4 protein-coding genes are annotated in these 16080 nt (G+C 61.3%); all 4 read right to left on the bottom strand.

Features of this window, described 5'->3' with window-relative positions; translation table 11 throughout:
- Positions 1-55 precede the first annotated feature (55 nt).
- Positions 56-913, bottom strand: coding sequence for an Imm49 family immunity protein (locus LPW39_RS09475; protein WP_230773940.1), 858 nt, complete (start codon positions 911-913; stop codon positions 56-58).
- The gene (locus LPW39_RS09480) at positions 914-12319 is read right to left on the bottom strand and encodes a hemagglutinin repeat-containing protein (RefSeq protein WP_230773942.1); all 11406 of its coding nucleotides are present in this window, start codon (positions 12317-12319) and stop codon (positions 914-916) included.
- Between the two features lie 87 nt (positions 12320-12406).
- Entirely contained in the window at positions 12407-14113 is a 1707-nt protein-coding gene (locus LPW39_RS09485) for a ShlB/FhaC/HecB family hemolysin secretion/activation protein (protein WP_230773944.1), read from the bottom strand.
- A gap of 2 nt (positions 14114-14115) precedes the next feature.
- Positions 14116-16056: a filamentous hemagglutinin N-terminal domain-containing protein gene (locus tag LPW39_RS09490; RefSeq protein ID WP_230773946.1), complete on the bottom strand. Its 1941-nt coding sequence runs from the start codon at positions 16054-16056 to the stop codon at positions 14116-14118.
- Positions 16057-16080: the final 24 nt, after the last annotated feature.

The raw sequence follows: 16080 nt of genomic DNA on the forward strand, positions 1-16080 counted from the left end.
GCCCTCTCTCAGGAATTTACCAAATCAGCTACTCAAATCCTTATGACAACCAGCACTAACGCAGCCTTGGTGAGAACTTTGTCCAAGGCTCTGCAAACGGCTGCCAAATATCAAATTCCTTCATAAACTCCCAAACATCGTCGTATTGATCATTGGGTTTTATAGGCAGCCAATCTTTGGGAATCCAAGGATTTTCAACTTCCACTTCATAGCCGTTATACCAAGCCAGTTTTGCAAAAAACGTTGCATAGGAATCAATGAAATCTCTTGTTATTCCCGATTCCTGCTCATATCTAATTCTTCTATTTTTGGGAAGGCTTTTTTCTTCCAACACATTTTCCATTCCGGCTTTATCGCCTTTGGCCAACGCCAAATAAAAACGATGATCAATAAGATACGATCGATCTTTTTTTATTTCATCTTTTATTGCTAATACTCTTTCGCAGCGTTCACCCAGCTCATCCCAACGGGAATTTAAGGCCAACCATGATTGATATCGATAAAACATCCAATTCTTAGGATTATCCTTATCTCCATCAGAAGTAGCCTTATCTGGATAATACATAGAATTACATTGTCGATACCATTCGATCAACTCAGAATTATCAGAAACTAAAACCGTGAATAAATCAGAAACCAAATAACTTTCTCCAGGAAAAATATGTAGACGCATTATCCTTTGTTTTGCAGATAAATATAAATATTGCTTAAAGTTGGCAATTTCTTGTTTACCAAAATAACAACTAAAGGCGTTAGCTTCAATTTCACGCGGCAGAACCAATAAGCATCCGGCACGTGAACCCTCTCCTGTATTCAGCAACTCAATAGCTCTTTCCTTTAGAGCGACTGCGTTCTTAAGGTGAGATAATCCGTTTCTCACACTATCCATAAATATCGGCGTATATTTATTCATTTAATCTTTTACCTTGATGATTTTTAATTCACCCGTTTTTTTATCAACGAAAGCCACGCCCTTAACTAGGGTTCCATCAAGCAGCGCTTTTGAAAGCGCAATACCAGCAGGCGTACCCTCTATTTTACCGGCGATGTTATCCAACGAGTTATTGGACAACTGCATAAATCCGCCGGAAGCCTTAGGGTCAAGGGTAACCGTTCCTCTTTTCGCCAACTGTTTGCTATCAATAACCATTGTCATGGTTTTACCGGTTTCTTGGTCGACATATTGAACCACGTGATCCAGCCCATTGTTGCCACGATATTTTGCCCCGTCCAGAATTTTCATACTAGGATCGGCGCTCAAAATATCATTTACCAGCGCTTCAGTTTTGACGCCATATTTATCGCCATTGGCAACCACATCACTGATCATCAATCGCTGATTCATGGTGTCGGTGGGCACGACGGTTGAGTCTGCCAGCTTTCCCTTGCTAAGAACCCCTCTGCTATTTGGGAACGTGCCATCAGCCCTAAACGCCTGCTCCAATTTAGAAGCAGCACCTTCGATATCACCGGCCTTCTGGAGCGCTTTGCCCTCTCTCAGCAACTTACCGACCAAATCGCCTGCAGGACCTCCGATCGTGCCAGCGACGGCCAGCAAATAGTCAAATGGTGTTTCCGCTTCAACAAAAGCCTTGGCATCGCCAATACCGGGCGTGAAATCCAACACCACGCCTGCCAGCGTGAGCATGGCTTTTTCACTTTTATCCGAGCATGCGGTCGATGCCGAACATGCTTGACGGAAATTGTTACTAAGGATGTTGTACGCGGTCTGTTTTGCGTTTGCGTTGTAGTCGCGGCCACCCAGATACTCTGGTGGAATTTTTCCATCCATCGCAAGCTGCTCTTGCTCCTTGCGTCCTTCTAGCGCGGCATTGACATGCTGTAAGCAAGCTGCACTGCCCAGGTCTTGGCAAGCAGCACGCATCTGGCCTTCTTGGGTATCACTCAGGGTTTGGTATCGGTCTGATACTGCATTAGTGCATTCAGGATTGCCTTCACATTTTTCGAGATCCTTAGCGAGGCCTTTCCACTGTTGGTGGGTCAGATAGTTGTTGACAGTGGCGTTGGTTGCAGCCCCTGCCCCTGCAACACCCCCTGTGGCAACACCGATAGCACCGCCAACCAGCACCAATGCGGCATCCCTGCCCGGCCCCGTCACTCCCATTTCAGTCAACAGTTCATCCGCATGGCCGACTGCTGCTTGGCTTGCAGCTGCACCGGCTGCACCTCCAGCACCGCCGGTGAGGCCGCCCACCACCGTATGCGCGATCACCCGGTAGATGCCGCCTTCACCATACCTTTCGGCTTCCTCTTTAAGTTCTTGTTTGCGCGCGGGATCAGTTTCCTTATCGGCCAGTTCCTTCAGCTCTCTCTCTTTTTTGCCAAACTCATCTCCGATCAGCTTGCTGGCGCGCGCGCCAAACTCTGCCGTGATCAGCACCTGCGCATTGACATCAGCCGTTACCCGCTCTTTGTCAAATATCGGCTTGATGCCGGTTTCCTTGTCGCCAGTTCTGGCTCCGCTGTTACCTGCTACGCCAGAGATACCCGCATAGGTCGTGCTGCTGGCACTGCCGCTAGCGCTGCCAACGCCAGCGCTACCGCTGGGCCTGCCGGTGTCGTTCTGCGCTGAGTTGATTTGCTCAGGCGTTTTTGCAGTGGCTTGATTGCCCAACTGACCGGCCACAGTCGCAGATATATTCCAACTGTTCGCGTCGTACTGGGCACTGTTCTCGATATCGCTCATCGCCAGCGTGCCGCCGGTGGCAAAGCTGTTTTTGCCGCCATCGATTGCTGCTTGTGTGCTGGTGATGGCACCACCCTTGAGGTTGGTGTCTCCAGCCACGTTCACCTGGAAACCGCCATCACCTGCGCGTATGCCGCTTTGTTCACCCACGCTTGCGTAGTCGCTGTGGATATTGGTGCGGCCCGCACTGACACTGGCGCTGGACGAACCAAAGCAAAGCGGTGGCACGCACACAGACACACCAAAGCCACTGCTGCTGCCAGTTTCCTTGTAGGTGTTGATGTCTTGCAGGCTCTCAATGAGCAGGTTTCCACCCACGTCGACCTTTACCGTCTCGCCCGCTACGGTGGCGCCACGCAAGGTAGTGTCTTGTGCGCTGCTCAAGGTGGTGGTGCCACCGGCTTTGATATTGCTGTTGGTGTAGCTCAGGCTTTCACCGTTGCCATTGCCCTTGCTTTGGCTGGCAGAGGCATTGAAGGAGATGCCGGTCTGCGCACCCACACTGATACCAATACCGATGCTGGCAGAGCTGCTCGAATGACTGCTTTGCTCGGCGTAGCGGTTTTCTGCCGCCTCTAGTACGAGGTTGCCCTTTTTCGCAATCAACGACAGGTCTTCGCCCGCTTCGATGCGGCTACCCCGGACGTTGAGGTCGCCCTCTGTCGCCGTGATTCTGACGTTGCCATCGGCAACGACGGCTGAGCCCGATGCACTGTCAACTTGGTAGCCGCTCTCGCTTTTGCTGGAGCTGCTGCCCACGCTGATGTTGATACCAACACTAGCAGCTGCACTGGGGTTTTGCGCCAATGCAGCGGCTTGGTTTGCGGTGTCATAGGCGGCCAAGCCGGTTGCGACAGCGCCAATGGCCTGCATGCGCGCATCGCTGACTTGCCCCGTTGCAGCGCCCAGATTTGCAGTGGTTTGGGCGCTTTGGACCAGGCTCACTACCGGGTTGCTAAAGCTCACCGACAAGCCACTTTGCTTGGCCCGCATCTCAAACTTGTCGAGCTCGATCTCTCGGGCTTCTTCGATCTTGACGGTCTTTCCAACGATATCGACGTCGCCTGCAGCCAGCACGGTCGATCCGGTCTGCTGGTAGTGGTTGCCCGCCACGATGGTGACGTCGCCCTTCTTGTCCTCGCCCGCTTTGCCACCTTGTGCCTGCACGCTAGAGCCTGCAGCGCGCACGCTCTCGTTGGTGTGCTCGGTACTGGTCGTGCTGCTGCCAATGGTGAAACCGAAGCCGCCGCCGCTAAAGAGGCCGGTTCTTTTGGTTTCCTTAAAGCTCTCGGCACTGGCCGTGTCTTGCCCGGCCAAGATGTTGACGTCGCGCTTGGCGGTGATGGTCGCGGAGTCTTGCGCAATGACATGCGAGCCGCGCAGGTTGACGTCCTGGCCCGCTTGTACATAAACCTTGTCGCCGCTAACGATGCTCGCCTCACTGAGGCTGGAATGGCCTACATCCGAGGTGGTGGTGCGCTTGCTGCCCAGCAGGCCGCTCTCTTTGCGGTAGCTGGACTCATAACGTCCGTGCTCGGTTTGCATATCGAGCACATTCACGTCGCCGCTGGCAATCAGAGAGGTGTCACCCTTGGCAGTGACCGTTGCACCTTGCAGCGTGATATTGCCGGGGCCTGCACCAGGCTGGACAACGCTGGGCTTGTGGGCAATCGGGTTGTCGGCTGTGCCTGTGCCTTGGCTCGCATTGCTGGCACTGGGCACCGGTGTTCCATTGGCAATCAGCGCGATGCCACCGCCCGCAGAGATCTCACCGCCACTGAGCACTTCATCGGTTTGCGCAACACGGCGCTCCTTGCCACCGCGCTTTTCGTAATCGTTGGTGGATGTGCTGTCCTTCGCAGCCTGTACGTTGACACTCGCGCCTTGAATGACGATGTCTTTGCCCGCGCTGACATTGGAGCCAAGCACGTCCACAGTGCCCTTGGCACCGATCTGCACATCGCCTTCGCTGCTGGATACGGCCGCACCGTAGTTCTTTACCGAAGCACTTTGTCCTTCGCTACGGGTGCTGGTGTACGTGGTTTGCTGGCCATTGCTGGTGGTGGTGCTCTCCGCTAGCAGGGCTTGCAATGCCACGTTGCCCGTGGCCGAGATGCCAACACCTTGCTTGCCTTCAATCTGGCTACCCGCCAGCAACACATTGCCACTGCCTTGGCTCGCATCACCATTGGCAATCACCGCCACCTTGCCGCCCGCCGTCACCGTGCCCCCACTGTAGCTTTCGCTGTTGGTGGTGCTGGTCTGGCTGTCGGTTACGCGGCCGTCTACCGTGCGGCTTTGCGCCTGCTCGGTCACGGTGGTGTCGCGCGCGGCGCGCACCGTCACCTCGGCGCCTCGCAGCAGCACATCCTGGCCGGCATTGATGCTGCCGCCGGTGATGGCGAGCTTGCCGCCTGCGGCAATGGCAACGCTGCCGTCCGCACTGTCAATGGTGGTGCCCACGCTGGTGGTGGCGGTGCTGGTGCTGGTCTGGCGGCTGTCGATAACGGCGATGCCTTCTACAAAGGTATCGCTGCCAGTGGCGCTGTTGTTCCAGGCCTGGTATTCACGGCTGTTTTTATCGGCATGGGTGGTCTGGGTCGTCTGCTTGACGCCCAGGTTGACGTTGCCGCCAGCATTGATGCCCACGCCCTGCTTACCCACCACCTTGCTGGCGATCAGGTCCACATCGCCACCGGCGTCCAGCACAAACTTGCCGGCCTCGCTGATGAACTGGCCTTCGGTCGCCGAGATGTTGCCATCCGCCTTCAAGAAGCCGCCGTTGCTCGCAACGATGCGGCCCCGGTTGTTGCTGATGTCGCCCTGGATGTCGGTGACCAGGGTGCCGGCCTGGATCAGGCCGTTGTCGTTGTTCAGGTACTTGCCGTTGAGGCTGGCTGCACCGCCTGCGCTGATGCTGGCACCAAAGTTGTCGATGCCCTGTGCGGCATTGATGATCAGCTGGTTGGTGACATCGAGCCGGCCGTGGTTGATGAACTGGCCGCTCAGGTTGAGCTGCAGGTCATTGGCGCTGAGGCCGCCGGGCACTACGCGCAGCTGGCTCCAGTCGCTCCATTGGGGGCTAAAGCCCGCGCCCATCAGCACGGCCACCGCGCCTTCCGGGGTTTGGAAGATGGGGTCCTTGAGGTTCAGGCCGCGCTCTGGCGTGGTGGGCGCTGGGCCATCTCCATTGCCTGCCACCGGTGTGCCGGCAGAGCCGGTATCGCCTGCGCCCGCGTTGTTGCCGGCGCCTGCACCTGCACCGCTGGTGTCGGTGCCTTCGCCATCGCTGTACTTGATGGCCTGGGCGTTCTCTACCGCCAGGGGCTTGATGACGCCGGTGGTCGTGCCTGAGTCCTCACCCGCCTGGGCATTGCCCGCATCCACCTGCGTGTTTTGCGCATCGGTGATCAGCGGCAAACCGGTCGACGGGTCAATCGGTGGCTTGATGGTGATGTCACCGCCATTGATGATGAGGCTGTCGCCCACGATGGTGCCGATGTCCGGACCGGTCAAGGTCAGCTCGGTGGCGCCACCGCTGGTATCTACGCGCGGCTTGGAGATAGAGGTGCCCGTCATCTGCACGGTATCGCCGTTGGCGTCCTTGCCCTCCCACACCACGGTCTGGTCGATGCCCTGCTGGTTGGCGGAGAAGGTACCGCTCACCTGCGCATCGGAGGCGATATTGTCCAGATGGCCCGTGAACGCGCCGCCAATGTAGAGCTGCGCGCGGTTGGCCACATCGGTGTAGCTGATCACCTGCGCATCCGTCAGGCCCGCTGGTGGTGCATCCACCGCATAGGCGCCCTGGCTGATGTCTGGCGCACCATCGCGGTCGCGCGTGCCCGTGGCTTCGTTGCGGATGGTTCCATCGGCATTGCCGGCAATGGCGACCGTGCCTTGGTTGTGCAAGGTGCCGGTCCAGCGCACATCCTGGCTGGCGACGTTCCAGCTTTCGCCAGCGCCCACGGAGATGCCGCCCACGTTCAGTTCCAAGCTACCCAGGGCCACCAGCGCATTGCCGGCGGGGGCATAGGTGCCGGCCATCGTGAGGCTGGCATCTTGCAAGCTGCCCACGGTGCCGCCGGCGTTGCTGTAGCCGCCGGCCTTGATGTCGAGGTTTTCTCCGGCAATTACCACGCCGGTGGCGGCATTGCTGAAGCCTCCGGTGGTCTCGATATTGATGGTGCTGGGAGGGCCGTTTTGGCCGTAGACAATGCCCGCGTTGCTGAACGACTCGCCCTTGATGGCGATGTTCTCGGCCAGCAGCTTGCCGTCCTTGCCGTTGGATACCGCTCCCGTGGCAGTCAAGCCCAGATCGCCGCTGGCGACGATGCTGCCCTGGTTGGCAATGGCGCCGCTCGTGGTGGTGATCTGTACATCGCCGGCCTGGGCCAGCACCATGCCGTCGTTGCTGACCGAGCCTGCGGTGATCTGCACGCTTTGGCCCAGCACCTTGCCTGCCACATCGGCGCTGGGCGCGGTGTTGGCAAAGGCGCCGGTGGTGGTGATCTGCACCGCATCGGCCGCTTGCAGCTGGCCGCTGTTTTGCAGCGATGCGCCGGTCACTGTCAGGTTACCGCCCGCAGAGATGATGCCCGAGACGGCTGCGCCGTCTGCACCGCCCGAGGTGTAGGGGTCGTTGGTGCTGCGCTCGTTGTTCAGCGCGCTGTTGATGGTGATGTCAGTGCCCGCATGGATGACACCTTGGTTGTGGGTAGTGCCCGTATTGATGCTGAGCGTGGTGCCGGCAGACACCGTGCCAGGCGTCTGGCTGTACTCATAGCTATCGGGGGTGCTGCAGCCACCGGGCAGCGCGCAGCTCTTGCTCTCTTGCAGGCGGTTCTCGAACGAGCCACCGCTGATCTGCATGGCACCCGATGACTGGATCTGGCCGCCATTGCTGATGCTGCCGCCCGAGATGGACACCGTGCCACCCGTGATGCTGCCGTCATTGCTGGTATTGCCGCCGCCCACCGTGAGGCTGCTGCCGGCGCTGACAGCGCCGCTATTGCTCAGCCCACCGCTGATGTCGATGCTGTTGGCAGTGATTTCGCCAGCATTGCTGGTGCTGCCCAGCGACGCGCTTTGCGCGCCGACTTTGCCACTGTTGTCCAACGCGGCCATGGTCAGCGTGTTGGCGGCAATCTCGCCGCTGTTGCTGCTGCTGCCGGTCACGCCCAGCTGGTTTTGGATGTAGACATTGCCCTGGTTGGCCAGGCCTGCATCGATGCTGGCGTTCTGCGCCACCACGGTGCCGCTGTTGGACAGGGTGCCGCCTGCATAGTGCAGGTCTTGCCCGGCCTGGATGGTGCCCGCCGATTGCGTGCCCGATGCCGATTGCAGGCGGATGTCCTGCGCGGCGCTCAAGGTGCCGCTCTGGCCCAGGCGCGTGCCGCCCGATGCCTGCAGATCCAAGGTGCCAGCGGTGGCAATGCCGCCCTGGCTGGCCAGGTTGCTGTCGATATGGCGGGCGCGGATGCTGATGTCGCCTTGCGATTGCAGCGAGCCTTCGTTGACCAGATCGCCCGTGGTGTCGATGTTCACCGCCTGGCCAAAGGTCATGTTGCCCTGGTTCAGGATGCGGCCGGTATCGGCCTTCAGATCGGCCTGGCCGAGCAGCAGGCTGTCGCCCAGAAAGTTCAGATCTTTGTGCGCATGGCCGCTGAAATCGCCAGCCACCTGCAGCTGGTTCTCAAAGCTGATGCTGCCTGCCGTGCTGGTGGCTTGCAGGTTGCCCATGATGGCCGCAGGCCCGGCAATGGCGATGTCTTGCTGCGCCTGCAGGGTTGCATCGCCTTGGGTGGCGAGCTGGCCGCCCAGCGCCATGGCGCCGGCGCTGCTGCGCAAATCTACCGACTGGGCCAGCACATTGCCGCCCACCTGAATGCCTTGCTGCGCATCGACCAGGGCATGGCCCTGGGTGCCCAGCATGCCACCCACTTGCAGCGCGCCTGCCGTGCTGCTGATCTGCATGCCGTTGTTGGCCACCAGATCGCCGCCTACTTGCAGGCCGCCTTGTGCATTGGCCACGAGCTGGTCGGTGACCTGCAGGTTGCCCGCCACGCGCTGCGCACCTGCGCTTTGCAGTTGGGCGTTGCCGATGACCAGTGCATCGCCATCCACCACGATATCGCCCCCGGCTTGCGCCTGCAGGCCCGCGCCTGCTGCCAGCGACCCGGCCTGGATATTGCCACCCGCCAGCACATCGGCATGGCCTTGCACGGCCATCTCGCCGCTGACCGCATGGTCCTGGCCCGCACGGCCTACGTAGTCGCCACCGGTTTGCAGGCTGGCCAGTTGCACGGTGCCATCCGCCTGGATGGATGTGGCTGCGCCGCCCGCCACGCCTGCCACCACTTGGCCGGCCGCAATATCGCCGCCTGCGCGCATATCCAATGCGCCAGCCGTGCCCACCTGGCCGCCCACGGTCGTGTTGCCCGCCACCGATTCGGTGGTGATGGCGCTGGCCATCAGGTTCTGGCCAATGCGAATGTCTTGCTGAGCCTGCAGTTGGGCTGCGCCAGTGACCTGCACATCTTGCACAGCAATGCTGCCGGCAGCCAAGCTGGCGTTGCCACCCGATGCCACAGTGTTGGCCACCAAGTTGCCACCCACTTGGGCGTGCAGGCCTTGCTCGGCAATCAGGTCACCGTTGATGCGGGTGTCGCCACCGCTTTGCAAGGCCAGCTGGCCGGCAGATTGCACGGAGCCTGCCACCTGGGTGGCGCCCGCCGACTGCAGGGTGAGATCACCCACGGATGCGATGCCCGCGCCGCTGCTGATGTCGCCCGTGCTGGCCGTGATGGTGGCCGCTCCGCCCGATTGCAGACCCTGGTCCAAGGTGACGCTGCTGCCTTGCACGGTAGCGCCTTGCGCGCCATACACCGCACCGCCTACATCGACCTTGCCGCCGCTGCTGGCCAAGCGGGCATTGCCGCCCGATGCCACTTCACCGGCTATGGCGATGTCGCCTGCGGCCTGGGTGTTGATATCGCCATTGGCGAGCAGCGATTGGGCGCTGACACCGGCGTTTTGCGATGTCAGCGTGGCGTTGCCGCCGGCACTGGCGCCACCGGCCACTTGCAGCGACTGCGCTGCGTTGAGGTTGAGGTTGCCGCCTGCCGAGGCATTGGCCAGTTGCACATCCGCCTGGCTGGATGCAACGGCCACGTTGCGGCCCGCGCCCAGGTCGCCCGCGACATGGATGCGGTCTTGGGCGTTGACCGACAAATCGCGCCCTGCCAACAAGGACTGCGCCGTGACGGGGCCAGCCGTGGCGGTGATGGAAACATCGCCACCGGCCTGCACGTTCTGCACCTCGGTATGGGTCTGGCTTTGCAGGCTGACCGAGCCGTTGGAGAACACGTCTTGCGCGCTGATGCTGCCTTGGCTGCTGGAGAGCGCCACATTGCCGTTGGCACGCACCTCGCTGCCCAGCTGCAGCTGGTCAGTAGCAGCAATGGTGACGGCGCCTTGGCCCAGCACCGGGCCCGCCACGTTGACGTTGTGGCCCTGGATACTGACGTTGTTGCCTTGCAGGCCTTGCGTGGCGCTGAAGTCGCCCTGCGCACGCCAGTTTTGTGAGCCAGCCGAGTGGGCCTGGCCGTTCAGCGCAATATTGCCGCCCGCCGTGCCGTTGATGCCGCCACCTGCCGTCAAGGTATTGCCCACCTGCAGGTTGTTGCCTGCATTCAGGTTGATGCTGCCGCCGCTATTGACAGTGTTGTTGATGGCGATGTCGCCACCCGCGTTGACGCCAAAGCCCGCGCCGGTGGTCACCGCGCCATCAAAGCGCGCATCGCCCCCGGTGTTGAGCCCAAAGCTGCCCGAGACATTGACCTGGCCGGTGTTGTGGAAGGACTGGGCAACGCTGAGATTCAAGTCACCACGTGCGTTGAGGTTGCCGTCCGCGCCGCCCAGGTTCAGTTGCTGGGCGGTCACATCTGTTTGGCCGGCATCGATATCACCGCCCAGGGTGACCTCGCCGCCATCGACTTGCAGGCGCTGGCCCACGGTGGTGTTGCCTTGCAGGTCGACGCTTTGCGCGCCGGACAGCTGCAGGTTCTGGCCCACGGTGAGCTCGCCGGAGCTACGCACATTGGAGGCCGTGACCTGTGCATCGCGGTTGACCTGAACACGGCCGAACAGCGCAGCATCGCCCCCCGTCTGCATCTGCAGGTTGCCGCCTATGGTGGCGTCGCCCGCAATGGACGCGCCATCGCGCGCCTGGATGCTGACATCACCACCGCCCTGGAAGACGCCGGCCACGCTGACCGTGCCGCCACGCAGCTGGGTGTTGCCCGCAATCTGGCTGGCCTCGGTGCGAGACTCGAGGCGCACCGCCTGGGCAGCCTGCACGTTCAGATCGCCTGCGGTGACCAGCGGGCCTTGGGCGCTGACGCTGCCCTGGCTGCTGCTCAGCGCAATCTGCTGGTTGCCCCGTGCTGGCCCGGCAAGCAAGACGCCTTCGTTACCGCTGACTTGCAGCTGCTCATTGGCCGCAACGTTGCCGCCTGCCACCACAAAGCCATCGGCATTGATGCGGATGTTGCGCGAGGCTGCGACATCGCCGGTGTTGACCCGGCCAGCGCTGCGGATGTCGACATCCTCTTGGTAGGCCAGCAGGGGGCCGCGCAGGTTCACACCCATGCCGGCATCGGTGGAGACCACGGTGATGCGGCCAGCCGTCATCGCGCCCAGCGCGCTGGCATCAATGGCCACAGTGGTGCCGGGTACGGCAGCGGTGCCAGCGATCAATGCATTGGCATCGGCCGTCTGCGTGGCGGCGTTGGGCGATTTGCCGGCCGTCAGGTTGATGCTGGAGAGTCCCGGGTTGAGGTAGTGCGCGCGCAAAGGCCCGTTGATGCGCAGCAGCTCGCCCACCAGATCGATCTGGCCGACGGTGCCTTCCACCCCCCGGCCATCGATGCTGACCTGGCCGCCTTGCACGTTGTAGCCAATGCCCGAGGCCAGATCGAAGTTGCTGGAGGCGCCGTTGACATCCTGCAAGGTGATGCTGCCGGTGCTGAACGACAGGCGCGGTGTATTGACGACACCGCAGCCATTGCAGCTGATGCCGCTGGGGTTGGCGATGATGACCGCAGCGGGGTTGCCGAACACTTCGACAGTGCCGTTGATCTGGCTGGGGCTGCCTTGGACGGTGACCTCGTTGACGATGGTGTTGGCCGTGCCGTTGCTCAAATTTGGGTTGGCGCCCGCCCTGCCACCCAGCAGCGGCGTGCCGCCAATCTGGCTGTTGTTGAGCACCACACCGGCTTCCGGTACATCAAAGCGCTGGTACTGGTTGAGTGACAGGCCCGCCGCATTGGGCGTGGTGATGTTGATGAGAGACGCACCACTGGACAGCGACTCGATACCGGGCTGAAAGGCCATCGGCGCGCGCGGATCGGCAATCGGCGCCATTGCAGGAAGGGCAGGCGCAGGGGGCTGCGGTGGTGTTTGCGCATACGCGGGCGAGAGCACGCCCAGGCTGGCTTGCGTCAGCACATGGGCCCACATCACCGCCCCAGCGATACGCTTCTTGCCCCGGTCGCTGAAGACCCGGGTCGCCTGGGGCTTTTGCTGCTCGCTCTTGTTTCTCTCACTCATCACCACACTCCTGTCGCCAAAGGCGCTGCGGCACAGCCACTGCGCCTTGGTTCAAATCTGTCGTTGTGTGCCCGCAGGGCAGCCACGTTAAAACTGGTAGGTCAGGCTGGCGTTCACGCGCCAGCCTTGTTTTTCATAGCCGTCGGGGGAGCGCAAGGCCCGGCCCAACTGCAGGTCGGCAAAGGCGCCCTGGTAGGCAATGCGTGCCCCCGCGCCCAGGCCTGCGATGCTTCTGGATCGCTTGTCAGAGACGGTGCGCAGGATGGCCGCATCGGCAAACACATAGGGCTCATAGCGGGCGCTGCCCCACAGCGGCTGGGTCTTGGCCAAGGCCAGCTCATTGCGCCAGACCAGGCCCTGGTCACCGCCCAGGAATGACTCGGGATAGGCACGCACGCTGGAGACGCCACCGGCAAACAATTGCTCGGACGAGTACAGCGGCTGGTGGCTCCACAGCGCGCTGATGCGGCTGCGGTAGACCAGGCGCTCTGCTACGGGCCGGTCAAGCGACACGGCGGCATCGAGCTTGCTGAACTGGTAGCGTGCCGCCTCTTTGGGCAGGTCGTCGGCGTCCTTGTCCGCGCCCAGGATGGGCAGGCCGCGCGAGAAGCCAACATCGACCGTCCATTGCCCGGCGCCCAGCGCAGTATCGAAACGGGTCAGGCGGTTGACGCCGACCCGCAGGCTGGTCTGCGCTTGCGGAGTCAGCGCAAAGTTGTTCACCTCGCGTGTCGATTCGCGTTTGGACAGCGAGATATCGAGCGCGGTTTTGCTGTTCTGGTCGCGCGCCAGCAGGCGGTTGAGCGACAGCGAGAAGTTCTTGGAGCGGCCATACACCAGCGCGGTATCGCCAATGAGGTTCTGGTACTCCGAGATCGAGGCCACGGCCGAGACGGTGTTGTAGCCCCAGGGCACCGATACCAAGCCATAGATCGCATTGGTCTCTTTGCTGGACGTGAGGCCCAAGGTGATGGACTCCATCAGACCCAGCACATTGCCCAGGTCCACACCGGCCTGGATACGCGCCCGGCCCGTGTTGCTGGAGCCCTGGTTGTCGATGCCCAGGTTGTAGCGTGCCGCCGGCCCCTCCTTGTTGACGAACTCCACGATGGAGCCGCCATTGGTTTGGCCCGGCTTGATGAGCACTTGGACGTTGTTGCGGCGCAGGCGGTTGAACTGGTCGACGGCCTGTTCGATATCGCGCAGGCGCAGCACATCACCTTCTTGCATGGGCATGGCCAGCCAGGCACCGACACTGGTGGCTGGCGCGCCGTTGAAGACGATGGCCTCGATGCGCCCGGCGACGATGGTGATGGACAGCACACCTTCCTTGAGGTTCTGCCCGCCCACGTAGGCACGCGAGGTGGTGTAGCCCGCCTGTATCAGCGCCTTGTTGATGCGGTCCAGCAGCACATTGATGTGCTCGACGGCCAGCGCATGGTTCAAGAAGGGCTGGGTGATGCGGTCAAAGGCGCGCGCGCTCAGCAAGCTGCTGTCGCCCGTTGCCTGGATGTGCCGGATGTCGAAGCTCGGCCCGGTGGTGGGGATACCGGCCGGAAAGGCGCTGTCATCTGCGGCGGGTGCTGTGGGCTGGCTGTCCTGCTGGATCTTGCCAGCAGCGTTTTGCTCCAGCAGCTCTTGGCGCAGCCGCTCTTGCTGCTCGCGCAGCAGCTGGTCATTGGGGTCGCGCACGGGGTTGTTGTTTTGCGCCGCTGCCGACAGGCAGACCAGGCCGAGCACGGTGCCCAGCAGCGCGTGCTTGCCCAGCGCAGGCAGGGGAAGGTTGTTGCGCATCATCACCACCAGAAAATGCCGAGGTGGTCTTCAATGCGGACCGGGTCGCGGTGCGGTGTGCGCAGCACTTCGATGTCGCCGTCAATGCCTTCCTGGGCCACAAAGCTGCCGCCATCCTGGCGGGCTGCGCCTTGCAGCAGCAGCCGCCCTTGCTGGGCGGTAAAGCTGCCGCCTTGGTCAGTGGCATAGATCTGCGCCCAGGTATCGCCAAACAGGGCCTTGAGGCCCCGGTCACGCAGGATGACGGTATGCACCGGCTTGGCGCGCGCGATGATGTTGGGCGCCACCACCTGCATGCCCTGCCCGGCATAGACCAGGCCGCCATGGTTGAGCACGGTGCCAGCCGCTTCCATGTTCAGGCCCGTGGCCGCCATGATCTGACCGCCCACCAGGCGCTCGGTGCTGTTGGCGCGGGTTTTGCAGATGAACAGGAAGCATCGCCGGCTGTAGTCATAGCCGCCTACGCTCAGTGCCTCGTTATGGATGTCGGTCTCGGACTTGATCTTGACGCTGCCGGCGTTGGAAAACACAAAGCCACCCGTGTTGCTGAACGACTGGGCCTGCACGCTGAGATCGCCCTGCGCCACCCAGTAGCCCTGGTGGTTCTCATCGGCCAGACGGCCTTGGTCAGCGCTGTAGCTGGTGCGGCGGTTCAGCCCACCGGAGGATTCCCATTGCGATGCCTCGCCGGCGATATGGGCGCTTTGGTTGGTAATCGCGCCGGTGCTGACCAGATCCAGATTCAGGTTGCTGATGATGCGGGCGTTGGTGGAAGCAATACCGCCGGCACCGGCTTCGAGCTTGACCGAATCGCCCTTGCCAAAAATAACCGTGGTTTTGTCTGCACCGACGGGGCTGCGGTTCTCAATGGCGTCGCCCGCCTTCAGGTAAACCGCATAGGGGGTTTCATCCGAGATACGCTGGGTGCCGACAATCTCGCCATCGATATTGCGGATGGATTGCTCCGCCTCCAGGCGGGTTTGCAAACCGGCCGACACCAGGCTTTGGCGCTCGGCAGAGCCTTGCAGATGGATATTGGCGGCGTTGATCTGGACGGAGCCCTGCGCACTGATCTGCCCCCCCATTTGCACGACATCGCCGGTCGAGGACAGAGTGAAGCCGCCTGCGGAGGCCACCATTTCGCCCTCGTTGCGCACGCCGGCGCCTTTGTCGGTCACGAGGATGTGAATCTGGCCGGCGGTGACTTTGGAGCCTGCACCGACGGTAATGGCGACCTCGTTGCTTAGGGCCTGGCCGGGCTTGTAGTAGACCCAGGGCGTCAGGTTATCGACGGGCGACGCGGCGGTATCAAAACTGGCGCTGGAGTCGCCCGCCACCATGCGGATGTGGGCGCTCGACGACGTAAATTCATTCGTCAACGGGCCATCGATCTGGATGCTTTTGGCGATCAGCTCCAGCCGGATCAGGTTGCCGGCCATGCCTTCGTCACCAATGTGGATGCGGCCTTGGTTAGTACTCACATCCACATAACGCTGCACCTGGCCTTCGCTTTGCTGCTGGTCACGCAGGCTCAAAGCACCGGTGGTGAGCGCTACGCTGCCGAAGTTGGAGAAGTTGGCCCCGTTGACCGAGATACCGTTCTGGTTGGCCAGAATCAGGTTGGCGCGGGGCCCCACCACATCCATATCGCCCTGAATGCGCGATGGCGCGGCCGAGAACACCTCGGCCACGATCGTGCGCGCATTGGCTTGCTCGTTCTGAAACGACAGCCCAGGCCTGCCCACGTCGAACTGCTGAAAGCCGTTGTAGGACACGCCGTTTTCCGACGCATTGGGCGTGACATGGGCGCGCCCTGCCGCGTCGATATGGACCTGGGGCCCACTGGTGGCATGGGGCACCACGGACGTGGCAACCCCTTGGGCGTAGCAAGACTGAATGGCTGCCAACAGCAAGCCGAGCTGCAGGCAATAACGCGAACGCATGGAATATCCTGTATTGAAAGTTTT

Origin of the sequence: Comamonas koreensis (genome assembly GCF_021026195.1) — a bacterium.
Classification (GTDB): Bacteria; Pseudomonadota; Gammaproteobacteria; order Burkholderiales; family Burkholderiaceae_C; genus Comamonas; species Comamonas koreensis.

Bases quoted from the DNA above. Each gene is read 5' to 3' on its own strand.
- LPW39_RS09475 (WP_230773940.1), bottom strand. From the start codon at position 913: ATGAATAAATATACGCCGATATTTATGGATAGTGTGAGAAACGGATTA.
- LPW39_RS09480 (WP_230773942.1), bottom strand. From the start codon at position 12,319: ATGAGTGAGAGAAACAAGAGCGAGCAGCAAAAGCCCCAGGCGACCCGG.
- LPW39_RS09485 (WP_230773944.1), bottom strand. From the start codon at position 14,113: ATGCGCAACAACCTTCCCCTGCCTGCGCTGGGCAAGCACGCGCTGCTG.
- LPW39_RS09490 (WP_230773946.1), bottom strand. From the start codon at position 16,056: ATGCGTTCGCGTTATTGCCTGCAGCTCGGCTTGCTGTTGGCAGCCATT.